General features: G+C 60.6%; 16 protein-coding genes. 8 read left to right on the top strand and 8 right to left on the bottom strand.

The window, feature by feature from the left end; all coding sequences use genetic code 11:
- The first annotated feature begins 24 nt into the window (after positions 1 to 24).
- The 5 genes from DWU99_RS02655 to DWU99_RS02675 all read left to right on the top strand — a co-directional run bounded on the left by DWU99_RS02655 (position 25) and on the right by DWU99_RS02675 (position 6,185).
- On the top strand, positions 25 to 861 hold the full coding sequence (locus DWU99_RS02655) for an SAM-dependent methyltransferase (protein ID WP_115476439.1): 837 nt from the start codon (positions 25 to 27) through the stop codon (positions 859 to 861).
- 199 nt (positions 862 to 1,060) lie between these two features.
- The gene (locus tag DWU99_RS02660; RefSeq protein ID WP_115476440.1) at positions 1,061 to 1,345 is read left to right on the top strand and encodes a hypothetical protein; all 285 of its coding nucleotides are present in this window, start codon (positions 1,061 to 1,063) and stop codon (positions 1,343 to 1,345) included.
- 11 nt (positions 1,346 to 1,356) lie between these two features.
- The gene (locus DWU99_RS02665) at positions 1,357 to 3,132 is read left to right on the top strand and encodes a tetratricopeptide repeat-containing diguanylate cyclase (protein ID WP_115476441.1); all 1,776 of its coding nucleotides are present in this window, start codon (positions 1,357 to 1,359) and stop codon (positions 3,130 to 3,132) included.
- Between the two features lie 175 nt (positions 3,133 to 3,307).
- On the top strand, positions 3,308 to 5,461 hold the full coding sequence (locus tag DWU99_RS02670) for a diguanylate cyclase domain-containing protein (protein WP_158543219.1): 2,154 nt from the start codon (positions 3,308 to 3,310) through the stop codon (positions 5,459 to 5,461).
- Positions 5,448 to 6,185 (top strand): EAL domain-containing protein, encoded by a 738-nt coding sequence (locus tag DWU99_RS02675; protein WP_115476443.1) that lies wholly within the window; start codon positions 5,448 to 5,450, stop codon positions 6,183 to 6,185. Before DWU99_RS02670 ends, DWU99_RS02675 begins: the two co-directional genes overlap by 14 nt.
- A gap of 159 nt (positions 6,186 to 6,344) precedes the next feature.
- Here the strand turns inward: DWU99_RS02675 and ald are convergent, their stop codons facing one another.
- Entirely contained in the window at positions 6,345 to 7,463 is a 1,119-nt protein-coding gene (gene ald / locus DWU99_RS02680) for an alanine dehydrogenase (RefSeq protein WP_115476444.1), read from the bottom strand.
- A 161-nt stretch (positions 7,464 to 7,624) separates the two neighbouring features.
- Here ald and DWU99_RS02685 point away from each other — a divergent pair, with 161 nt between their 5' ends.
- A complete protein-coding gene (locus tag DWU99_RS02685; RefSeq protein WP_115477151.1) occupies positions 7,625 to 8,098 on the top strand; it encodes an Lrp/AsnC family transcriptional regulator in 474 nt (157 codons plus the stop codon).
- A 25-nt stretch (positions 8,099 to 8,123) separates the two neighbouring features.
- Here the strand turns inward: DWU99_RS02685 and DWU99_RS02690 are convergent, their stop codons facing one another.
- The gene (locus DWU99_RS02690) at positions 8,124 to 9,041 is read right to left on the bottom strand and encodes a LysR family transcriptional regulator (protein ID WP_115476445.1); all 918 of its coding nucleotides are present in this window, start codon (positions 9,039 to 9,041) and stop codon (positions 8,124 to 8,126) included.
- A gap of 106 nt (positions 9,042 to 9,147) precedes the next feature.
- Between DWU99_RS02690 and DWU99_RS02695 the strand changes: the two genes are divergently transcribed.
- The gene (locus tag DWU99_RS02695; protein ID WP_115477152.1) at positions 9,148 to 9,897 is read left to right on the top strand and encodes an SDR family oxidoreductase; all 750 of its coding nucleotides are present in this window, start codon (positions 9,148 to 9,150) and stop codon (positions 9,895 to 9,897) included.
- 123 nt (positions 9,898 to 10,020) lie between these two features.
- Positions 10,021 to 10,815, top strand: coding sequence for an SDR family NAD(P)-dependent oxidoreductase (locus DWU99_RS02700; protein WP_115476446.1), 795 nt, complete (start codon positions 10,021 to 10,023; stop codon positions 10,813 to 10,815).
- 57 nt (positions 10,816 to 10,872) lie between these two features.
- Here DWU99_RS02700 and DWU99_RS02705 read toward each other — a convergent pair whose 3' ends face one another.
- The 6 genes from DWU99_RS02705 to DWU99_RS02730 all read right to left on the bottom strand — a co-directional run bounded on the left by DWU99_RS02705 (position 10,873) and on the right by DWU99_RS02730 (position 23,525).
- Positions 10,873 to 13,098: a glycoside hydrolase family 20 protein gene (locus tag DWU99_RS02705; RefSeq protein ID WP_115476447.1), complete on the bottom strand. Its 2,226-nt coding sequence runs from the start codon at positions 13,096 to 13,098 to the stop codon at positions 10,873 to 10,875.
- Positions 13,099 to 13,179: 81 nt separating this feature from the next.
- Positions 13,180 to 16,209 (bottom strand): TonB-dependent receptor plug domain-containing protein, encoded by a 3,030-nt coding sequence (locus tag DWU99_RS02710; RefSeq protein WP_115476448.1) that lies wholly within the window; start codon positions 16,207 to 16,209, stop codon positions 13,180 to 13,182.
- A 135-nt stretch (positions 16,210 to 16,344) separates the two neighbouring features.
- Positions 16,345 to 18,042 carry an alpha-L-fucosidase gene (locus tag DWU99_RS02715; RefSeq protein ID WP_199535682.1) on the bottom strand — a complete coding sequence of 566 codons (1,698 nt, stop codon included), beginning with the start codon at positions 18,040 to 18,042 and terminating at the stop codon, positions 16,345 to 16,347.
- Positions 18,039 to 19,070 (bottom strand): glucokinase, encoded by a 1,032-nt coding sequence (locus tag DWU99_RS02720; protein ID WP_115476449.1) that lies wholly within the window; start codon positions 19,068 to 19,070, stop codon positions 18,039 to 18,041. Before DWU99_RS02720 ends, DWU99_RS02715 begins: the two co-directional genes overlap by 4 nt.
- 492 nt (positions 19,071 to 19,562) lie before the next feature.
- Positions 19,563 to 22,187 (bottom strand): glycoside hydrolase family 3 protein, encoded by a 2,625-nt coding sequence (locus DWU99_RS02725; protein WP_199535683.1) that lies wholly within the window; start codon positions 22,185 to 22,187, stop codon positions 19,563 to 19,565.
- Positions 22,188 to 22,457: 270 nt separating this feature from the next.
- Positions 22,458 to 23,525, bottom strand: coding sequence for a glycosyl hydrolase family 18 protein (locus DWU99_RS02730; RefSeq protein WP_199535709.1), 1,068 nt, complete (start codon positions 23,523 to 23,525; stop codon positions 22,458 to 22,460).
- Positions 23,526 to 23,556: the final 31 nt, after the last annotated feature.

Consider the following 23,556-nt stretch of genomic DNA (forward strand, 5'->3'; position numbering starts at 1 on the left):
GAGAAATTGCCCTACTATCGGGCCATGAATACACCTGGCTCGGCGACACCGAACAACGCTCCCCGCGGCAGCGTGGCCTGCGTTGGCCTGGGTATGACCCTGGGTTCTCATCTCACGCCGCTGGCGCGCAGCTACATCGAAAAGTCGGATGTGGTGTTCGCGGGGCTTTCCGACGGCATCGTGGAGTTATGGCTCCAGCGCATGCATACGGATGTGCGCAGCCTTCAGCCCTATTACAAGGAAGGCAAGTCGCGGATGAAGACCTATCGGCAATGGGTCGAGCTGATGATGGCCGAGGTGCGTGCAGGCAAGCGCGTCTGCGGGGTGTTCTATGGGCACCCGGGCATCTTTGCGTGGTCGCCGCACAAGGTTATTGAAGTCGCGCGCGCGGAAGGCTACGAAGCGCATATGGAGCCTGGCATTTCCGCGGAGGATTGCCTTTATGCGGACCTGGGCATCGACCCGGGCCGCTTCGGCTGCCAGCATTTCGAGGCCAGCCAGCTGCTTTTTTATGAGCGCCGCATCGACCCGTCCGGGTATCTGGTGTTGTGGCAGGTCGGGCTCGTCGGCGATCGCTCGCTGGGCCGTCGCGAGACGGGACCTGCGTACCGGCAGGTGCTGGTCGACCTGCTGAGCCAGGACTACCCGCTCGACCACGAAGTGATCATCTATCGAGGGGCGACGCTGCCGATCGAAAAACCGCGCGTCCGCCGCGTGGCTTTGCGCGACCTGCCGCATGCTCCGCTGACAGCGGAGGAAACGGTGGTACTGCCTCCGGCTGTCGCCTTGAAGCTCAACGTCGCCATGCGGGAGCGGCTGGAGGCATTGGATAAGCTGGAGAGGACGAACACCGTCGTATAAAGGAAGTTCTTGGGTGCGGAACGATCCTTGCTTGTGCGGTACCGGTTGGGGAAAGCGTGTCCAATGGCATTCGGTGCCACCCTGAGGGCCAGGGAAATGTGGCCCGGATGAGATCCATCGCGTGGATAACCGCATGATATGGGCGTGCCGGCCCCATCAAACCGCACGTACGACCATCACAGGAGATAGGGGGAATCGCATGACGGACACGATCGATTTGCTGGAGGCCATCGGACAAGATGCCTCTCTGCGTCACGCATCGACCGAAGAATTGACCCATATGCTCAAACAGGCGCAGGCGTCCGAAGCGCTCACGGCCGCCGTGGCATTCGGCGACAGCACTTGGTTGTTCGAGGAATTCGGGCGCATGCAGAATGAACCGCCGCAGTCCAGCCAGACGCCCGGCCACGAAGACGAGCCCGAAGAGGAAGAGCCGCTGGAAGTTCCGGCTCCCGGCAAGGGCAAACCGTCGTCCAAGTCGTAAGCGCAGTTCGCATGTCCCGGCTGTCAAGCCGCGCCACCCCATGGCTCGCCATAGCGGCCATGGCTTGGTGCGCGCTCGTGCAGCCCGTTCACGCCACCACATCCATCACCCATCCCGCCCAGTTCCTCGATCAGGCCGAAAAACTGCGGACGGCGGATCATCCGCAGTTCGTCCGCATGCTGGAACAGATCCACCAAGAGACACCGCGGCTTAATGCAAGCGAACAGTGGCAACTGCGCTATCTCGATGCATGGGAAACCATGTACGAGGGTAATTACGCCAAGTCCGAGATCGCGTTTCGCGACGTTATCGATCACTCCGGCAACACGATCCTGGCCGCCAAGGCATCAGGGCTGCTGCTGAACAACCTGGCGCTCAACCGGCGCTACGAGGAGGGCTTTGCGTTAGCCAATCGGCTGACGTCGGACCTGCCGAGCATCAGCGATCCGAATGCGCGCTTCATACTCCTGACCAATCTGTCGCAGATGCTGGATTTCGCGGGCCAGATCGATCTGGCCATCCAGTACGCTCGCATGGCGCAAGACATCGTCCCTCGCGGCGAGAGTTTGTGCCGCCCGCTCTCCATGCAGGTCGCGGCACTTTATAACGGCAAACGCCTCACATCCTCCAGCCCGATCCTGCAACAGGCCATCGATAGCTGCTCCGCCGCGCGGGAACCGGTCTTCACCAACGTGATCTGGCTCACCTTGGGCAGCCTCTACCTGGACGAAAACCAGCCGGACAAGGCCATGGCCCTGCTCGACCGGATCGCTCCCGCCATCATTGCCAACCACTATTACCCCCACATGCTGTCCTCGCAGGTGGAGCGGGCGCAGGCGTATGCCAAGCTGGGCAATGACCAGGAGGCAAGAAAAGCCGCGCTCACAGCACTGGCCATGAGCCATCCGGGCGACATCAGCGAGTGGTTGATGACGGCCTATGACGTGCTTTATCACATCGAGAAAAAAAACGGCCATAACGCCAACGCACTGTCGTACTACGAACATTACGTCGCGCAAAGCACGGGCAATCTCAATGACATCACCGCCCGGACACTGGCCTACGAGATGGCCCAGCAACACACGCTGGTGCAGAAGCTGGAGACGGAAACGCTAAGCAAGCAGAACAACATCCTGCGCCTGGAGCAGGCATTGGATAAAAAGGCGGTCGAAACAAGCCGGCTTTACATCGTTCTGTTGCTGGTGGCACTGGTCTCCATCATCTACTGGCTGTTCCGACTCAAGCGATCGCAGCTGCGCTTCAAACAGTTGTCGTCCCTGGATGGTCTTACCGGCATCCTCAACCACCAGAACTTCATGAGCGAAGCCGATCGCGCTCTGCACGCGCTTGAAAAAAAGCAAGGCTCGGCGTGTCTGGTGTACGTCGATCTCGACTACTTCAAGCAGGTGAACGACACCCACGGTCACGCCGTCGGAGATGCCGTGCTAAGGCGCACCGTTGCCATCTGCCGACATCATTTGCGACCCACCGACTTGTTCGGCCGCCTCGGCGGCGAAGAATTCGGCATTCTCCTGCACGATTGTTCAAGCCATCAGGGCATGGCCATCGCCGATCGTATCCGTGGCGCCATCGAAGCCGCCTCGGTCGATGGCGATGGAAGTGCCGTATCGTTTTCCGCCAGCGTCGGCCTGGCATCCACGAACGTTTGCGGCTACAGCCTGCAAAAGTTGTGCAGGGAAGCCGATGCTGCGCTTTATCGAGCCAAGCGCAGCGGGCGCAACCGCGTCATCGCCAATACCGAGAACGGCGATCTCGTCGAGGCCTGAAAAGCCTGAGACGGGCTGACGCAGGGTCGCCCCGTACCGATATACGCAAAAGCCGGCGGTGGCCACTCTCGGTGGCAGAAGTCTTGCTTGCAAAACAAGGACTGCAAGGCTGCCCATGAGGGGCCGCCACATAAGGAAGCCGGGACTAGAGATGTTACTCAGGCGTACGCCAGGCATGGTTTGGCAGCTCTTGGCTCTGTTCGCATTGAGCGGCGGGCTGACGCTGTATTCCACCGCGCTCGCCCGCCTGACCCATACGCCGCCATCCCTGTGGCTGACCAACGGGGCCCTGATCGGCTGGATGATCCGAAAGCCCCTGGCGCAAACATGGCCTTTGCTGGTCGCCGGTTTTTTCGGCTACATGGTCGCCAAGGAACTGTGGGGAGACCCCCTGCTCACCACCGCGGCATGGGGGTTGAACAATGCCGTGGAGACGCTAATTGTCACTTTGGCCATTCGGCGTCAGTTTCCGGTCATTACCTCTGAAACCCCATTCCCCAGGTTGGCCCGCGTCGCCCTGATCAGCGCCGCCGTGGCCTGTGCCTTGTCGTCCCTCACAGCCATCCTGATCAAGCAGCCCTTTCCGGACATGGCGTTCTGGATGAGCTTCAACCTGGTGTTCAGGGCGCACCTGCTGGGCATGGTGATCGCGGGAAGCGCGTCTATCGTGGTGGCGATCAAGAACGACGGCGTGCAGCTGTTCCGCGGCAAACGCTCGTCGTTGCTGTGGCACCTCTTGTTGCTTACGGCACTGAGCGCCGCGGTATTCCTGGTGCGGCGCTACCCACTGCTGTTTTTGATCTATCCCCCGCTGCTGCTGCTGATCTTCCGCCATCGCTTCGCCGGCATGATCCTGGGTATTGCGATCGTCGCGCTGATTACGACCGGCGCCGCCGCACTCGACATCGGGCCGTTCGACCTCGTCCATAACGTGACGCCGGTGTTGAAGGTCGCCATGGCGCAGATTTTCATCGCCGGCTACTGCGTGGTCGCCCTGCCCGTGGCACTGACGCTGGTAGAGCAGGATCGCCTGCAAATACGACTACGCGAGAGCGAACTGCGCTATCGCATGCTGGCGGACAACAGCGGCGACCTGGTGATGCGCATACGTCCCAACGGGGATCGTCGCTACGTTTCGCCTTCAGTGAAAGAGCTGTTGGGCTGGGACGTCGAAGAATTCATGGCGCCACGTCCGGACCTGATCCACCCCGATGACCGTGAGCGCGTCGCAGAAGTCGTGGCCGCGCTGCGCCGCATAGGCGGCTCGACCACGGCGACGTATCGACTGCAGCATCGCGCCGGTCACTATCTGTGGATCGAAGCGTTCGCAAGGATGGTCGACAGTCCCGATGGCGACGGCACGACCGAGATCATCTACACCGGCAGGGATGTCACGCAGCGCGTGCACATACAGCAGGCTTTGATCGAAAGCCAGGCGCAGCTCAAGACGATTACCGACAACGTGCCGGCGGTGATTGCGCGCGTCGACATGTCCGAGCGCTACACCTACATCAATCGCCACGTCCAGCAGATATCCGGTGAATCGCCTGCGGACATTCTCGGCAAGACCGTCAAGGAAGTTCGCGGTGCTGCGCTCTACGAGCACCTCAAGGAATATCTGGATCGCGCCTATGCGGGCGAATCCGTCTGGTTCGAATATGAAGCGACCTATCTTGGAAAACTGCTCCACTTTCAAACGCACTATGTTCCGGACATGGACTCCAAAGGCAGGGTCCGCGGTCTCTATGCGCTGACGACGGAAATCACGCACATCAAGAATGTGGAGCGCGAATTGCTTCGCCTCGCGCACCAGGATGCGCTGACCGGCCTCGCGAATCGCCGCTCCTTCAACGATCAAGCTTTGCCCGTGCTGCGCAACGCATGCCAGAACCGCTCGCCTGTGCTGCTTACCCTGCTGGATGTCGACAACTTCAAAGCCATCAACGATACCCATGGCCACGCGGCCGGCGATCTCGTGCTTGCCGAAGTGGGACGTTGCCTGCAGGAGTTTGTTCTGAAAGGCGCAGTGGTCGCACGCATCGGCGGCGACGAATTCGTGGTCCTGTGCGACCACCTGCAAGATAAGGTTGCGGCCGAAGCATTCGTGCATTCGTTGTGGGAAACCTTGCACATGGCGGTGATGATGGGGCGCCATTGCATCGACGTGCACCTGAGCATGGGCGCCGTCTTCTTCCACGGATCCGCGTCGCAGGACGTTCTGATGAAGCTTGCGGACGAAGCGCTATACCACGCCAAGGAATCGGGCCGAAACACGTACCGGATGGTTTCCAAACGTCTTTTTGTCGGTGAGAAGAATGGAAACGTGTGAATTGTGTCGAGAAGGAAAAACCTTCCGGCGAGCCATCACGATGGCTTTTCAGCCCATTGTCGACCTCAGCAACCACACGACGTTCGCCCATGAAGCCCTGGTAAGAGGACGGGATGGCGCCTCGGCCAGCGATGTTCTTTCCGGCGTTGATGACGTCAATCGCTTTGCGTTCGACCAGCTTTGTCGAATGACGGCGCTTGAATGGGCCGGCCGGCTGAAGCCGCCTGCCCTGCTGTCCATCAACTTCATGCCCAACGCCGTCTACGACGCCTACAACTGCATGCTGGCGACCATCGCCACGGCGAGGCGTGTCGACTGGCCTCTCGCGCGCATCATCTTCGAAGTAAACGAGCAGGAGGCCGTGGCCGATTTCGACCGTCTCCTGGTTGTTCTGAAAGGCTATCGTGCGCAGGGCATTCTTACCGCCATCGACGATTTCGGCGCGGCCTATTCCGGCCTGAATCTTTTGGCGGATTTCCAGCCTGATTTGCTGAAGCTCGACCTGGCATTGATCAAGGGCATTTCGCTCGACCGGGCTCGTCGCGCGATCATTCGCCATACCGTGCGCATGTGCGAAGAGCTTGGCATCGGGGTTATCGCCGAAGGCGTGGAAACGGCGGACGATTCACACGCTCTGTGCGATCTCGGCATTTATCTGCAGCAAGGCTATCTCTTTGCCAGACCCGAGCTGGAGGCATTGCCCTCGCCGCACTTTTACAGCTGAGCGGTCGACTCGTTCCCGCACTCCCAGGTGTCGCTCGCATGAGAGATGGCCATCTGTCGCGCGCATGGAGACAGCGGTGCTACGCGAATAGTGCGAACAGTCCCTGAAACAAATGGGCTCCCTGCACCATCGCGCAGGGAGCCCATGTCGAACCTCGGCTTACATGCCGATGGCGGTTTCCGCCTTCACGTACGGCAGGTTGTGCGCCTGGGCCACGGGTTCGCAGGTCACCTTGCCCTCGAACACATTGAGGCCGTTGCGCAGGTGAACGTCCTGCGCCAGCGCTTTTTTCCAACCGTTGTTGGCCAGCGCGAGCGTGAACGGCAACGTCACGCTGTTGAGCGCGAAGGTCGACGTGCGCGCGACGGCGCCAGGCATGTTGGCCACGCAGTAATGCACCACGCCGTCGACGACGTAGGTGGGATCGGAGTGCGTCGTCGCGTGAGAGGTTTCCACGCAACCGCCCTGATCGATCGCCACGTCGACGATCACCGAACCCGGCTTCATCGTGCGAACCATGTCGCGCGTCACCAGCTTGGGCGCGGCCGCACCCGGCACGAGCACCGTGCCGATCAGCAGGTCGGCGCGACGGACCAGTTCCTCGATGGCCGAGCGCGTGGAAAACACCGTCGAGATGGACGTGCTGAATTGCGACGCCAGACGCTTGAGCACGTCAGCCGAACGATCGACCACCGTGACCTTCGCACCCATGCCCACGGCGATGGTTGCCGCATGCGTACCGGAAACGCCGCCGCCAAGAATGACGACTTCAGCGGCCGGCACGCCCGGCACGCCGCCGAGCAGCACGCCGCGTCCGCCCTGCGCTTTTTCCAGCGAGTGCGCGCCGACTTGCGGAGCCAGACGACCGGCCACTTCGGACATCGGCGTCAGCAGCGGCAGCGAGCCGTTGGGCGAAGTCACCGTTTCATAGGCAATGCAGATGGCGCCGGAATCGATCAGGTCCTTGGTCTGTTCCGCGTCGGGCGCGAGATGCAGGTAAGTAAAGAGAATCTGGCCCTTGCGGAGCTTCTTGCGCTCGACGGCCAGCGGCTCCTTCACCTTCACGATCATGTCGGCGTCGGCAAAGATCTGGTCCGCGCTGTCCACGATGGTGGCGCCGGCAGCGACGTAATCCGCATCGGTCAGGCCAGCGCCAGCGCCGGCATCCTTCTGCACCATCACCTGATGGCCGTTGTGCACCAGTTCCTGCACGGACGACGGGACAAGGCCCACCCGGTATTCATGATTCTTGATCTCTTTCGGCACACCGATGCGCATGGCTTGATTTCTCTCTGAAAAGGGTTGGTCGCGGGCCGGATTCCCGTACACCGCGCGAGCGGCAGTATGAGCTAGCTATTGCGCAATTTCTCGCCCATTAGAGCCACTAACTCGCCAATATTTCGCATACAATGCGAAATATCATGAAATATGCAGAATCCATGACGAACAACGATCAAGCCCTGGACGACCGCGACCGCGCCATCCTCCGATTGCTCCAGGAGGACGGCCGGCTGGCCAATATGGAACTGGCCCTGCAGATCAACCTCTCGCCGTCCGCCTGCCTGCGGCGCGTAAAGCTGCTTGAAGAGCGCGGCCTTATCTCTCGCTACGTCATGCTGCTGGATGAAAAGGTCGCGGGGCTGCCGGGGACCGCGTTCGTACTGGTCACGCTCGACCAGCAAGGCCGCGCGGCGCTCGATGCCTTCGAGGCGGCGATCCAGAAACATCCCGAAGTGACCGAGTGCTGCCTGCTCGCCGGCGCGGCCGATTACATGGTGCGCGTGGTCTATGCCGATTCCGCCGACTTCGAGCGCATTCACACGGAAATTCTCACGCAGCTCCCCGGCGTTGTGCGCGTGCAATCGACGCTTGCCTTGCGCACGGTCAAGAAGACGACTGCCCTGCCCGTCTAAGGTCTATTCAAGGCTTCTGCGTTCGCTAAAGCGTTACGTCGATACCTTGAATCAGCCGCTTCGCCAGACGCGGCTGACGCAATTGCTCCAGCCACCATTCCAGGGCACGTCCTTGGTGATCGCCGCGCCATGCCACGTAAAGCACATTGGGCTCGCGCGGTTCGGCCATGCGCTTTTCAACCAGCTCGCCGCGTTTGAGCAGCGAAGCGATGCGCTGACGCGGTAACCAACCAACGCCCAGCCCTTCGCGTTGCGAAAGAATCTTTGCGCGCATGGACGGCACCGCCAGCGTGGATTGACCACTAAGCAGACCATAACCGCGGCTTTCGACGCTGCGTGACGAATCGGCGACTGCGATCGCACGATGCGCAGTCAATTGCTCCTGCTGCAAAGGTTCCTTCGCCTTGGCGAGAGGATGCCGCGGCGACACGGCAAAAACCCACTCCATGACACCCAGCTCGAACCAGCGCAGCTTGGGCATGGCGGGCGGTTCATTCGTGGCACCGACGATCAGATCGGCACGCCCGTCACGCAAGGCCTCCCAGGTTCCGCTCAGCACCTCGTGCGTCATGCGCAGCGCGACACCCGATTGCAGCGCATCGAATGAGCGCACCACAGGTAGCAAGGTTTCGTATTCGAGGATTTCGTCGGTCACGATCCAGAGTCGATCCTCCCATCCGCCGGCAACCTGCTTCACGCGCCGGGTCAAACGGGAAACATCCTGCATCAGGCGCGATGCTTCCTGGGCCAGCAGCTGGCCGGCCGGTGTCAGTTGCAGGCGATAACGGCGGCGGTCGAACAACAGCGCATCGAACCTGGCCTCAAGCTGCCGCGCCGCATGCGAAACGGTCGAAGGCGCCTTGCCCAGCTTTGACGCCGCGCGCGTGAGGCTCCCCATCTCACGGATGGCCTCCAGCAAGGCCAATTCGTCCTCGGACAACATGTTCGACCTCTTCGAACGAGTGCATCGGAATCATGGTACGGCAACGGAAAGCCGAACGCTCATGATGACGTCCATCACAACCATACCGATACTCCCGGAGCACATCATGCATCGTTTCAACGACAAGACCGTACTCGTCACCGGCGGCAATACCGGCATCGGCCTGGGCGCCGCCAAGGCCTACGTGACGGAAGGCGCCCGCGTCATCATCACCGGCCGCGACATCGCCACACTGGAAACGGCCAAGGCAGCCTTGGGCCCGCAAGCGATTGCGCTGCGCAATGATGCAGGCGATTTCGCTGCCGCCAAACAGTTGGCCGGCGAACTCGCCAGCCGCGGCATCAGGCTCGACGCCGTCTTCATCAATGCGGGCGTCGCGAAGTTCGCGCCCTTTTCCGATGTGAATGAAGCCATGTGGGATCAGAGCTTCGATATCAACGTCAAGGGCGCGTACTTCCAGATCCAGGCGCTGCTGCCTCTCTTGAACGAAGGTGCCGCCATTGTGCTAAACGGCTCGATCAATGCGCGCATCGGCATGCCCGGCTCTTCGGTTTACGCCGCCACAAAAGCAGCACTCATTTCGTTGGCCAAGACACTCTCGGCGGAATTGCTGCCGCGTGGCGTGCGCGTGAATGTCGTCAGCCCTGGCCCGATCAGCACCGAGCTGCTGAGCAAGCTCGGTATGGATGCCGATGCGCTCGACGCCACGAAAGCACAGATCCAGGGACAGATTCCGCTCGGCCGCTTCGGCACCACGGAAGAACTCGCCGCGACGGTGCTGCATCTCACCGCCAGGGAATCCGCCTTCATCGTCGGCACCGAGATCATTGTCGACGGCGGCATGAGCCAGCTGTGATGGCGATGCTGAGGGGGAAGCGATTCAAGCATGGGTAGCCATGCTTGAATCCCTCGGTATCGTCATTACGTTTGAGCTTAACTTCAAAGCAAAACCTTCTTCTAAAAACCCAGGGAGCCTCCCATGCAAATCGACCTCACCCATCGCCGCGCCATCGTGACCGGCTCCACCGCAGGCATCGGCCTGGCCATCGCAACCGGCCTGGCCGCTGCGGGCGCGCAGGTTGTCGTTACCGGTCGTACTCAAGCACGCGTCGACGACGCCTTGGCCGCCATCAGGAAACAAGTCCCCAAGGCCATCGTCACCGGCATCGCCGGCGATCTTGGAACACGCAAAGGTGCCGACCTTCTCATTGCACAGGTGCCGGATACGGACATCCTGATCAACAACCTCGGCATCTTCGAACCCAAGGCTTTCTTCGACATTCCGGATGAGGATTGGGAGCGCTTCTTTGAAGTGAACGTGATGAGCGGCGTTCGCCTCTCGCGGCACTATGCACAAGGCATGGCCAAGCGCGGCTGGGGGCGTATTCAATTTATCTCGAGCGAGTCCGGCGTGCAGATTCCCGCCGAAATGGTTCACTACGGCACCACGAAAACCGCTCAGCTCGCCGTGTCGCGCGGGCTTGCTGAAACCCTGGCAGGGACTGGTGTGACAGTTAACGCCGTCCTCCCTGGCCCGACACGCTCCGAGGGCGTAGGTGACTTCTTCGCCAAGATCGCGACCGAACAAGGCGTGTCGCAAGAACAGGTCGAACGCGATTTCATCGCCTCGCATCGACCCTCTTCGCTGATCAAGCGATTGGCAACGACCGATGAAGTGGCGAACCTCTGCGTCTACCTCGCCTCGGAGCAGGCCTCGGCGACGACCGGTGCGGCGGTGCGCGTGGATGGTGGCGTCGTCCGCTCGATCGCCTGAGCGACATCTGCCGTCTGTCGATGACTCAGCCGTCACCCGACAGACGGCGGCTGGGCCTCACTGGACGAGGATTTCGTCGGCAAAGAGCCATGTATCGTCCGCGCCTCGCGGAAATGCCGCGGGCAACGACGTATTCCTCTCCGCCTTGATGCGGATATAGCGGGCCGTAACGGGTTTGCCGGAGTGGAAGCCGATGCGTTGCAATCGTGTCGGCGAAGACACATCCGGCGGCAGCGATTCGGTGTAAAGCGATGTCCAGTGCTTGCCGTCGCGCGAACCGTAAAACGTTACCTGCCTGGGCAGCAGAATCCTCGACTCCGGCGCGAGTATGAATCCCACTTCGATGGAGTGGAAACTGGTGCTTCCCTGCATATCGATCGTCGCGTCGATGTCGCTGTCATGCCAGGCGGCCCATCGTCCGTCGTGGAAATCCACGCTTCCCGTGACGCCATCCACGAGCACATCGCCAAGCGCGTAATCCGAAGAAGCCGGCTGGGCAAAGCTGACGGGTTTGCCCAACGCACGATTATTCGTCAGCGTGAAACTGATCGGGTTGTCATATTGCAAGCCATTGCGGAACGGAACCACTTCCAGCGTTCCCGCCTGCTTGATGTCCACCGAATCGCCGAAGGATGGCGATTGCTCGGTGGGTTCCGCGCCGTTCGTCGTGTAATGGTTCTGCACATCGTCGAAGCCGCGAGTGGCATGCAGCTGCCACCCATCATGCCCGGCGTTCAATGTGATCGCATACGTGACGACCGGGCGATCCTCGGGACCGTACGCGACATGCTGCGCATCCATCCACTTGTAGTGCGATTGCAATCGATGCTGGAAATCCGCGAACGACGCATCGTCGTGCGACCCGCCACGCCACAGATTTTCGGCGAAAGCCTGCAGACGCGGATACATCTTCGATTCCGCATCGAACGGATTGGCGCGCTCGCTCCATAGCGGCGCCTCGGCACCCAGAATCTGCGGCAGGCGTGCGGCAAAGCTGCTGTCGTCGGGCGAGCCCGCGATGTTGGTGCGATAGATACCGTGGACGGTCAGCTTATCCAGTGGCGCATCCAGGTAGAACGGCCCTGCAACGATGATGCGATTGCCATTGGCCAGCGCCTTTCGCGCCTCGTCATCGCCGCGCCAGATTTCCACGATGGCATGTTTGTCGGCGCCGCCTTCGAGGATTTCGTCCCAACCGATCAGCGTCTTGCCCTTGCTCTCCAGATACCGCTGTATGCGCTGGATGAAATAACTCTGCAGCCCTTCTTCATCCTTCAGCCCTTGCTCGTGCATCAACGCCTGGCAGGATGCGCAATCTTTCCAGCGATCCTTGGGCGTTTCATCGCCGCCAATATGCACGTAGGACGATGGAAACAGTTCGGTGACTTCATCCAGCACATGCTGCAGGAAGACAAAGGTGTTGTCGTTGCCGACGCAATCGATGTCCTTGAACACGCCCCACGTCGTTGGAACGGCAGTCGGAGGCTGCGTGCAACCAAGTTCGGGATAGGACACCAGCGCAGCCACGCTGTGGCCTGGCATTTCGATTTCCGGAATCACCGTGATGTTGCGCTGCCGTGCGTACTCGACGATGTCACGGGCGTCAGCCTGCGTGTAGAAGCCGCCGTAACGGGTACCATCCGCCTCGGTGCGCCATGCGCCGGTGCTGGTGAGTTTCGGATAGCGATTGATCTGCAGGCGCCAACCCTGGTCCTCGGTCAAGTGCCAGTGGAAAGTGTTGATCTTGTAGTAGCTCAGAAGATCGAGTTGCTTCTTGATGAATGGGACCGGGTAAAAATGCCGGCCGGCATCGAGCATGAAGCCTCGATACGCAAATGCCGGTGCATCGTCGATGCGCACGGCAGGAAGAGCAATGGTTGAAGCGTGCTCGAGCGGCAACAATTGCCGCAGCGTCTGCACACCCCAGAACAAACCTTTTCCGGTCGATGCCTGGATGATCACGCCCTTGGGCGTGATGGACAGCCGATAGGCTTCCTCGCCATGCACCGATGGATCGATAGCCATCGAGATGCCATGCGCGTGACGGCTTTGCGATAGCGCGATGCCGGTCTGCTCGCGGATCGCATCACGCAGGAAGGAGGCAATTTCCTGTGCACGTGCACCCTCGGGCGCATCAATGCCCGTGCTTGCGCTCAGCCGATAACTCCCCTCACCCGCCTCCATGTGCTGCGGCTCGGGAATAATCGCTATCTCCGCTCTGGCAAAGCTACTTGCCACGACGAACGACAAACCGAAGCACACGGCAAGCAGCGATTTCAGCATCTTTCAGATCCCAATCAAGTAAAACGGGTGATACAAAAGAAACGAGCCCGGCTTTTGGCCGGGCTCGCCTTAGAGCGTGGATCAGTCGATCTTGTAGTCGAACGTGAGGAATATCTCGCGACCGTTGTATTCGCTACCGGTCTGCCCCGTCGTAACGAACTCGAAGCCTCCGGCGTAGTACGGGATCGTAGAGACCCTGTCGAAGATATTGGACACGGTGAGCTTCAAGTTCATCGCCGGGTTGAACTGATAGGCGACCGAGGTATTCCAGGTGATCCACACCGGCGTGTGGCCCGTGTACTCGGTGTCGGGGACGGTTACATTGGCGCCATTGACCGTCACCTGGCAAACACCGGTAGCAACCGTCTCGGTGCCGCTTTGCACAGTAATCATGCTCGGCTGGATGCCATTGGGCAGCGTATTGCAACTGCCGTAGTTCGGGGAGCGCAAGCCGCCGTCGCGCACGCCGGAGATCGATACGTCCCAGTCGCCCTTGTGCCAGTTGCCGATCCACGTGATCCTGCTCGCCACATTGTTGTAGCGGGTGTTTTGCAATGGGTCGGAAGCCAGCACGCGCTGCTTGTACTCGAGGTTGTCGGTGTAGTTGATGTTGGCAGTGAAGTTGCCCCAATTCTCGGTCTGCAGCTTGTAGTCCAGCGAAGCATCGATACCGCTCACATATAGCGAAGCCTCGTTAATCGGGCCGGACTCTTCCGAGACGATCTGGCCAGCCGCATTGCGCTGAACCATCTGGGTCACCATCTTGCAATACTGCGAACCTGGCACGTGCGCCGTATACGTCGACAAAGCCGATGAACCGTTTACCTGCAAGCCGGTAAGGCAACCGGCCTCGTCGACCAGCACCGTGCCCGGGTCGAGATACTGGATGGCGTTGTCCACGCCCATGTGCCAGTAGTCGGCAGAGAACGACAAGCCCTGCACGCCCGGAATCTGCCATACGAAACCATAGGTCCAGGAGTGGCCGGTCTGCGGCTGCAACAAGCGGCTGCCTTCCGTCGTCAGGTTGTAGTACTGCGAAGTTGGGCGCTGCACCTGGCTGCACCACGTGCTGTTGTTCTGGCCAGCCTTGATGGCGTTAATGCACTGCAGGGGATCGACGTAATCGCCGATCGGCGAGGTTGACCCGGTCAGGTAGATAGCCTGCATGTCCGGCGCCTTGAAGTTGGTGCCGTAGCTGCCGCGAAGCAGCAGACCGTCATACGGCCGCCATTCGAGGCCCGTGCCCCAGGTACGGGCCACGTCGGCGCGACTGGCATCGTGGTACTTGTCCAGACGGCCGGAGATGGTCCATGTCACCGAATCCAGCACCGGCACACGGAACTCGTTACCAAACGAATAGCGCTGGCGAGTGCCGCCGCCGGTGAGATACGCGCCGAACGGATTCTGGAAGTTGTTGTTATCACCGCGCGCGTCGGGCGAGAGCAGGAAGCCGTTGTGTGCAGCTTCCAGTACCGCCGCCCAACCGATCGGCTCGTCGACCCACGGAAGCTTGTACAGGTCGCCGTTGATGCGGGCCTGCACCTGGTCCAGCCACGACGAGGAGGTGTTCTCGCCACTGACCGCGAACTGGCCGTATTGCTGCGGCGTGATGGGGTTCCACCACTGCTGCCAGTTCATGGCATAAATGGGCAGGCCGCCGGCGGTGGTGCCCAACTGCTTGCCGAGGAAGAAGTTGTTCATGGCATTGACGTCGATGCCCGTGTAGTCCTCGCGCACCGTGTATTTCTGGCTGTTGAGGTTCACGTCCCAGTTGAATCGGCTGTCGTCGAAGCTGCCACGCAGGCCGGTCTGGAGGTTCCAGTTCTGCTCGCGGTCATGGGTATTGGCAGACGTTCCCATTTCCTGCGCGGTCAACTGCCGGATGGCCTGGTTGATGACCTGCCCCGTAGTCTGGTCGTAGAACTGGCCGGTAGCTTCAACGGGCAACTGGGTGTTGGAGATGCCCACCGTGTCATACAGGGCCACCGAGCCGTAAAGCTGCAGGCTGGTGTCCTTGAAGTCGTACTCGCCGGCCACGTAACCGCTGTTGTTGCGGCTGCCGGGCGTCAACACCCAATTCTGGAACAGTGCGGGCTGCGAGCAGTAGTAACCATTGTCGGTCACGCCGGTAACCTGGGTGCCACTGGCGGTGGTGCTGTACGAGTGGCTCAACTGCGAGTTCGTGAACTTCCCGCAAGTGCCCGCCGGCGGAGTGATGTACTGGCCCGAAGCATTCTGCGCGGAAAGCGCGATGGCGCCTTGCGCGTCGTACTGGTAGCCAAACATGCGGGACGCCGGGCTCCAGGAGCCGTAGCCCGCATCGGACACCGAGTCCTCATACGGACGATCCATGCCCCACAACGCGGTGCGGTTGGACTTCTCCACATTGTAGAGGACGTGCCAGTTTTCGCCGGACTTGCCACCGAAGAAGTTGATGTCGCCATAGCGGCGGCCGCCGCGGGTGGCGCCGCCGCCCGTGACCTGCAGTTCGTCACCCTGGTAGTTCTTCTTCAGGATCACGTTGATCACACCCGCCACGGCATCCGAACCGTAGATCGACGAGGCGCCGGAGGCCAGGATTTCGACATGGTCGATCATGCCGGTGGGCAGGTTGTTGTAGTTCTGGAAGTTGCTCTGCTTGTTCAACGGCTGCGGGTAATCCACCACGCGATGGCCGTCGATCAACAGCAGGCTGAAGCCAGGGCCCACGTTGCGCAGGTTGACCGAGCGCGCGTTGACCGAGCTGGAACCCCAAGCGGCCGGGTCCGATGACTGCTGGCCCACCTGCGGCAACGAATCCAGGAATTCCCACAGCGTGGTGAAGCCCTGGTCCTTGATCTGCTCACCGGTGAGGGAGACCACGGGAGCCGGTCCCTCAACCTCCACGCGCGGGATCATCGAACCGGTGACGGTGACTGTCTGCAGCTTCACCGCCTGTTTCTGGTTGGCCTGCTGTCCGCTGGATGAGGTGCTCTGCTGTGAAGTCTGTTGATCGCTAGAAGACGTGTTGCTCGAAGACGTGTTCGACGTCTGCGCAAAAGCATGCGGCGCGAACAGCGCCAAAGCCATGGAACTGGCCAGTACGCCACGGCGTACGCGGATAGTGCTCATGTATCTCCCCTCCCGGTGAAAGTGAATATTTTTCTGGCTACCGATTCGCACAACGGAACCGGCGCCTATAGGTGTTTCTGTTTCAGGGGCCATGCCGTAGCCCCAAAAATTGTTAATCCATCCAGCGGCAGCGACTTATGATCTGGGCGCGCCATCCTCCTTCGCCGATGCCGCAACATTGCCTTCCATGTCGATGCGATAAGCGAATACGTGCACGCCTGCGGGACGCGCAGGCAGATCGAGATGCAGGCCGTCGGCCTGCTGATGGAAGGCAACCGTTTTTCCGGTAGCCAACAGCGTTACCGTCTTCACCTTCATCGCCGGCGGGATCGAATGGATGAGCGCATGGCCCGTTGCGGGCCAATCCATGTCGAGCGCGTAGAGATGTCCGTTCTTGGTGGTGAAGCGGAAATCCTCGGCGGTGTACGGCTTGGTCTTCGTGTCCTGCATCGTGCCGGCCGCGACCTGCGTGGGACCTTCGCCAAAGCGCGTCCACGGACGCGTGCCGTAAATGGCCTCGCCGTTGGCATGCATCCACTGTCCGATCGCCAGGAGGATCTGCTTCGCTTGGTCCGGAATGGTGCCGTCGGCCTTCGGACCGATGTTCAACAGCAGATTGCCGTTCTTGCTCACGACGTCGGCGAGCAGCTGCACGATTTCGTCGGGCGTCTTGTAAGTGTCGTCTTCGGCATAGCCCCACGAATCGGGACTGATCGAGGTTTCCGTCTGCCACGGCTGCACGCGGATATCCGCCGCCTGCCCGCGCTCGATGCTCAGCGTCCCGGTGCCGGGGCGCATATCGTTGAGCTTGTAGTTGAGCACCACGCCCTGCGCGTGCGCGGCCGCCTGGTTGTAGTAGAACGCGGCAAACTCGGCCAGCACGCCACGGAACCGCGGCTGTCCGACCCACCAGTCGAAATACATCAGGTCCGGGTGATAGTCCTGCACGATTTCCGACGAGCGCGCCAGCCAGTCGTTGAGGAACGCATCGGAAACGAAGGTCCAGTCGACTTCCTGGCCGTCCTCGCCCTTCGCCGACATGGAAGGATGTGCGGGACCGTACAGCGCGGCGTAGCGAGGATCGTTCACATCCGAGTCGAAGGTGCGGCCGTACTCGTAAAACCAGTCGTGCTCCGCGCGATGCGACGACAAGCCCAGCTTCATGCCTTGCGCACGTATCGCCTTGGCCAGCTCGCCGATCACGTCGCGGTGCGGACCCATCTTGACCGCCGTCCAATCCGACAGCTTCGAGTCGTACATCGCAAAGCCGTCGTGATGCTCGGCGACCGGCACCACGTAACGTGCACCGGACTCGCGGAACAACGTGGCCCACACCTGCGGATCGAAATGCTCGGCCTTGAACAGCGGAATCAGATCCTTGTAACCCTTCTCCGGCATCGGACCGTAAGTGGCGATCTGGTGCCGGTAACGGTCGGAATTTTCGCCCGTGCGTTCGTACATGTGGCGCGGATACCACTCGCCCTTGAACGCAGGGACCGAATACACGCCCCAGTGAATGAAGATGCCGAACTTCGCATCCCGATACCATTCGGGTGCGCTGTAGGCCGTCAAACTCTGCCAGTCGGGCTGCATGGGACCTTGCCACGCAACCTTTTCCGTTTCCGACAGGATGCTCTGGCGTGCATGGTCATAAGGCTTGTTGGCTGCCACCCATTGCTGTTCGATGGTCTTCGCATCGGGCGATACCACGGAGTGCGTGCTGTCTCGTGCAGCAGCGGCAATGGCACACGACATGGCCACCAAGCCCACCGCCATCGCGGCACCGTATGCCGCACGCGCTCGCGTCGAGAACACCTTCGCTCGACCGCTCATGCGGCCTGTCCATGTTCGGAATGTTCCATCAACCAGCTCGCCGCGCCGATGACACCCAGCTGCGCGTGATCCACCACGTGAACCGGAACGGTTTGCAGGAACGGGCGCATCACGCCCTTGTCGAGAAAGCGGCTGATGAAGCTGCTCTTCTCCATGAATCCGGTCATGCGCGAAAGAAATCCGCCGGCCACATAGATGCCGCCGGTCGCGCCGTACAACATGCCCAGGTCGCCGATGAAGGAACCCAGCCACCCGCAGAAGAGTTGCAGCGTTTCCACGGCCTGCGCGTTCGTCCCCGCGCATGCGGCGGAGGTAATGGCTGCAGGATCCTGGAATACCGCCGGCGCATCGTCGAGATGGCAGAGTGCTCGATACAGACGCACGATCCCCGGACCAGACAGGACATGGTCGTACGGTATGTGCGTATCGGGTAACGAAAGCTCGCTCAACACTTGTTGTTCGCGTCCCACGCGAGCTGCCAGTTGAATGTGTCCGGCTTCAGTAGCCAGAACCTTGGGGTGAGTACCGGGTAGACGAACCGCCACACCCAATCCGGTGCCAGGACCCACGATCACGACAGGTCCGTTGCCAGTCGCTGCACGGCGCGGCGGATTGTGCAGCGTGGTCATGCTGCCCGATTCGAGATAAGCCGTGCCGTAGGCCAGCGCCTCGAAATCGTTGAGTACTTCGACCTCGCTCAACGTCAAGACTTTCCGTAGTTCGGCCGGCACCACCGGCCAACGCAGATTGTTGTTGACGACGACGCCGTCGTGCAGGAACCCGGCGCAGGCGAGCGCGAACCGATGCGGCGCGATCGCAAACTCTTTGCAGAACGCACGGACGATGACGTCCATGCCGGTATAATCCGCGCACTTGTAGACGCGATACGCGAGCACGGTCGGCGTGTTCTGCTCAGGCTCGAACGCAATCAGGCCGATGCGCGCATGCGTGCCGCCGACATCGGCTGCAAGAAAGGCGTCCTGGACCATGGAAAGCGGGGCCACCGTCGCGCACGACAAAACATTCATGCGCAGCGCGGTTCCCGGCTCATGGCCGACAGAACTGCTGCATCGTTATCCAACTGGATCGAGCTCTGCATCTCCCCTCCCGTGACCGCAACGCCCCCTCGGGCGTATCGCTATCGGTTCGTTCTATTTCATATACGAACGCCGATTTCATATGTAGTTGTAAAAATCTTATAGGTCGAATTTAGATCGTGGCAAGTCGCAGTGCAACAGTTTTTGCGAGCTTTTTTCTGGTCCGTCGTAATTACTTGTAAATCATTGTTTTATATGCGCAACGAAGCGGCCTTCATCCCAGCCTCGCTGCGGGCGATCGCAAGGCTGGCGTAAGCATTTCGCGAAACACAGTTGCCCAAGGCGACCATCCCCTGGCCGGAGAGCTTTGTGATCGAAGTCTCGTTGAGGGCAGCGGCGTGGCGTGGCTCTGCCTGGTCGGCTACGCGACGACGATGAATTTGCGGCGCATGACGATGCGAGCCACGTGCGAAAGCACACTTATCAGCGCGGAAGAGTTTCGCGCCCGATGACAGCGAACGCGGCAGTCACACCCTTGCCATCTTCCGGCTGGCTTCCGCCGATAAACAAACGGTAATGCCCTGGCTCCACCGCGCGATGACCATCGGCATCGACACTGCTGAGCTGGCGAGCCGAAAGTTCGAAGTCCACGCGGCGGCTTTCTCCGGCTTCGAGATGGACGCGACGAAAGCCCACCAACGCATGCCGCGGAGCGGAAGATACCTCCGGAGCATCCAGGTACACCTGCACCACTTCGTCGCCTGCGTATGCGCCGTCATTTCGAACCGTCGCGCTCACCTTCAACGCATCGCCTGACTTCCATTGCGGCTCCGATACATCAGGCTTGGCATACGCGAAATGCGAATAGCTCAAGCCGTATCCAAATGCGTAGAGCGGCGCGCCTTTGAAATACCTGTAAATGCGCCCCTCCATCGCATAGCTGACAAAAGGAGGCAGGTCCCTGGTCGAGCGATAGAACGTCACCGGCAGACGGCCGCCCGGGTTGTAGTCACCCGTCAGTACGCGCACAACGGCATCGCCTCCTTCCTCGCCCGGATACCAGGCAACGAGAATGGCGTCTGCATGTGTCTTCGCCCAGTTCAGCGCCACCGCACTGCCCGACATCAAAACCACCACCAGTGGCTTGTGACTGGCCGCAAGACGTTCGAGCAACGCCTGTTGCGTCGCCGGCAATCCGATGTCGGTGCGATCGCCGCCATTGAAGCCGGGCACATCGATCTTCAGCTCTTCGCCTTCCACATCCGGCGACAATCCGACGAAGGCCACGATGGCATCGGCACGTCGCGCAGCGTCTTCCGCTTCGGCAAGCTGCGCCTGGGCGGGCGCCAGCCACTGCAAGCGTATACCCTGATCCTGGCCGCTATGGACCAGTTCGAGCCGAATGGCGTGAGGGCGCATATCGGCGAAATGAAGCGTCGCCTGCATCGATTTATCGTCGCCGTTGTCATCGATCACGCGCTGGCCGTCGACGTACAGACGCACCGGATCATGCCCGGCACAGTCGAAACAGCGATCGATATGCACGGCCAAGGTGTAGTCGCCAACACCGGGTGGAACGAGTTCGCCCGTCCAGCGCACCGCATAGCGATTCGCATTGAGTTCGCCGGCTGGCGCGACGTGATCCCAATCGAAATCGATGCGCCGGTCGACACGGGTCAACCGTGGCGTTCCGGTTAAATCGAGATTGTCGAAGTATTCGCCGCTCAATCCGGCATGTGCATCTTTCCCATTGCGCAAAGCCGTCTCCGGAATCGGGACAGGCACACCTTCCGCAATCGAAGAACCCTGGGCATAGCTGACATGCTGTGCGCCGAAACGTTGACGTATGCCCTGCAGCGGCGTGACAGGTGCGCGTGCGGTTCCGTGATAGTTCGCTTCCAGCGTCTCCACCGTGTCGGCGTTCGGCCCGATCACGGCGAGATGGAGATCGTGCTTGAACGGCAGCGTCCCCTGCGAATTCTTCAGCAGCACCATCGATTCCAGTGCCGCGCGCAAAGCGAGCTCACGATGTTCCGCACTGTCGATCTGATCCGTGCCGATCGATGCATACGGATCGACACCCTTGTCGCCCCACTCGCCCAACCGATAACGCGCGGAAAACAGCCGGACAAGTGCGGTATCGAGTACCGATTCAGCGACGTAATGCTTTTGCACGGCTGCAAGCAAATCGCCATAAGCGCTACCGCAATCGAGATCCGTGCCGGCTGCGATGGCGGCGGCGGACGACTGCGCATTGTCGGGTTTGTAGTAATGGAACTGGGTCATGTCGTCGACGGCATCGCAGTCGGACACGACATAACCCTTGAAACCCCAGTCATCGCGCAACAGCTTCGTCAGCAGCGGATCGTTCGCGCATACCGGTGTGCCGTGCAACGCGTTATAGGCGCACATGACGGAACCCGCGTGCCCCTCGGCGATGGCTGCGCGGAAGGCCGGCAAGTAAGTGGCTTCGAGATCGTAGGGCGATACATCCACGTCGAAACCGTGGCGGCCCGATTCGGGGCCGCTGTGCACGACAAAGTGCTTCGGGGTCGCGATGGCGCGTGGATGCGCTGGGTCGTCGCCCTGGATGCCGCGAATGAATCCCACGGCAAGCCGGCCGGTCAGAAAGGGATCTTCGCCGTAAGTCTCCTGCCCCCTGCCCCAACGCGGATCGCGAAAAATATTGATGTTGGGCGACCAGATCGTGAGCCCTTGATAGCGGACATGATCGTGGCCGGTACCCGCCGCGTTGAACTTCGCGCGTGCTTCAGTGGAAATGGTCGTACCGACCTGCGTCAGCAGATCGGCATCCCAACTCGCGGCCAGGCCGATGGCCTGCGGAAACACGGTGGCGTAACCATCGCGCGCAATACCGTGCAGGCCTTCGCTCCACCAGTCGTAAGCGGGCACGCCCAGCCGGGGAATGGCAGGCGCACCGCTCTGCAACTGCGACACTTTTTCGGCCAGCGTCATCTTCGACACCACGGCCGCTGCTTGCGTGTCATCGCCGGATGTCGCGGGAAAAGCGCGCGCAGTTCCACCCAGCATGCTGCTCAGCCCGAGCAACAAGACGCATGTCATCGAGGAAATGCGGAATGCCTTCATGAAACCCCGTCTGCTACGCGGAAACAAATCCGAACGTTCGATTTGGCTAGCGCTTCTAACAAAATGAGTACGTCAACACTTGCCGAAGATGATGCAAGACGCCGCACTCTGCTCCTCCCCCTGCGAAGCAGGGGGAGGTTGGGAGGGGGTAACGCTCTTGCTTTGCATAAAGGCTTCACCCCACCCCAACCCTCCCCTGCTACACGCAGGGGAGGGAGAGTGAAACGCCTGGCCTGCTTTAGCACTATGAGATCGTCTTGTTAGATGCTTTTAGTGACGCTGTGCTACCGGCAATTCATCCCACACCTTGGGATCTTCCGCACCCAGCACCCAGGAGCAGAACCCCTCGAGGCCGAATTGAGTTACTACAGCATAGCGATCGCGAAAGCTGTGCGCGTCGGGCATGAAGACCCATTCGCGCATATCGTCCCGATAGAAGTAGTACCAGGATTCGTGTTCGACCGCGTCCCATTGCACATCCGCATGCTGTTCCTTCGCCAAAGGAATCGATTCGTCCGCATCGATGTAGTCGGCCTTGATATTGGAAGCCTCCGTACCATCCGCCTTCACGGGATCGCCGGTGTACCAGTGGTAACCGTACAACGCGATACCGAGCGAGAGTTTTTCTTTGGGCACCAGCGTCAACGCATAGTTCAACTGGGCAAGCATCCAGGGCATGCCGTCGACGGGGCCCGGCACGGTCCAGCGCGTATGCTGGTCGTAGGTCATCAGGCAAATCAGGTCGGCGTACTTGCTCAGCGCGGCCAGGTCGTAGACGCCGCGCCAGTACTGCCACATCCATTTGGAAAAAGGCCCTACGCCAGCGTGCCCGGGAGCATTCGGCACGACCGCGATGGATAGCTTCAGGCCATGTTTGTGCAACGCCTCCGCAGTCTGTTTGACCAACAAGGTGTAAGCGTCGCGATCGGTCCAGGAAATGCTTTCGAAGTCGAACTGAAATCCCGCGTAGCCATATTCCGATGCTTGCTGCAGCATGGCTTCGATCATGTGCTGCTTCGCCGTTTCGTCGTGCATCAGGTCGTGAAAACCGCCACGACCCGCCGACATGGAGACGATCGGCTCCACCGGCACGCGATGCGCCTTGGCCATGTTCAGCACATATAGATTCGGGCCGCCGCTAACCAGACCCTGGTTGTCCACGCCGTACCAGGTGGGCACCAGCAGGCCGATCTTGTCGACGTGCGCCTCAAAGGAATTGACCGACTTCTGCGAGCCCATCAAATAGAAAAGCGCGTCCGGCTGTTTGGCGAAAGCGGAGCCGCACGCAAGCGTGGCGACCAATAACAAAATCAATCGTTTCATGAGCGTTCCAGTCATGGCGTTGGCGTCGCCAGGTTGATGCGGTGGT

It is taken from the genome of Dyella psychrodurans (genome assembly GCF_003363265.1).
GTDB classification, from domain to species: domain Bacteria; phylum Pseudomonadota; class Gammaproteobacteria; order Xanthomonadales; family Rhodanobacteraceae; genus Dyella_B; species Dyella_B psychrodurans.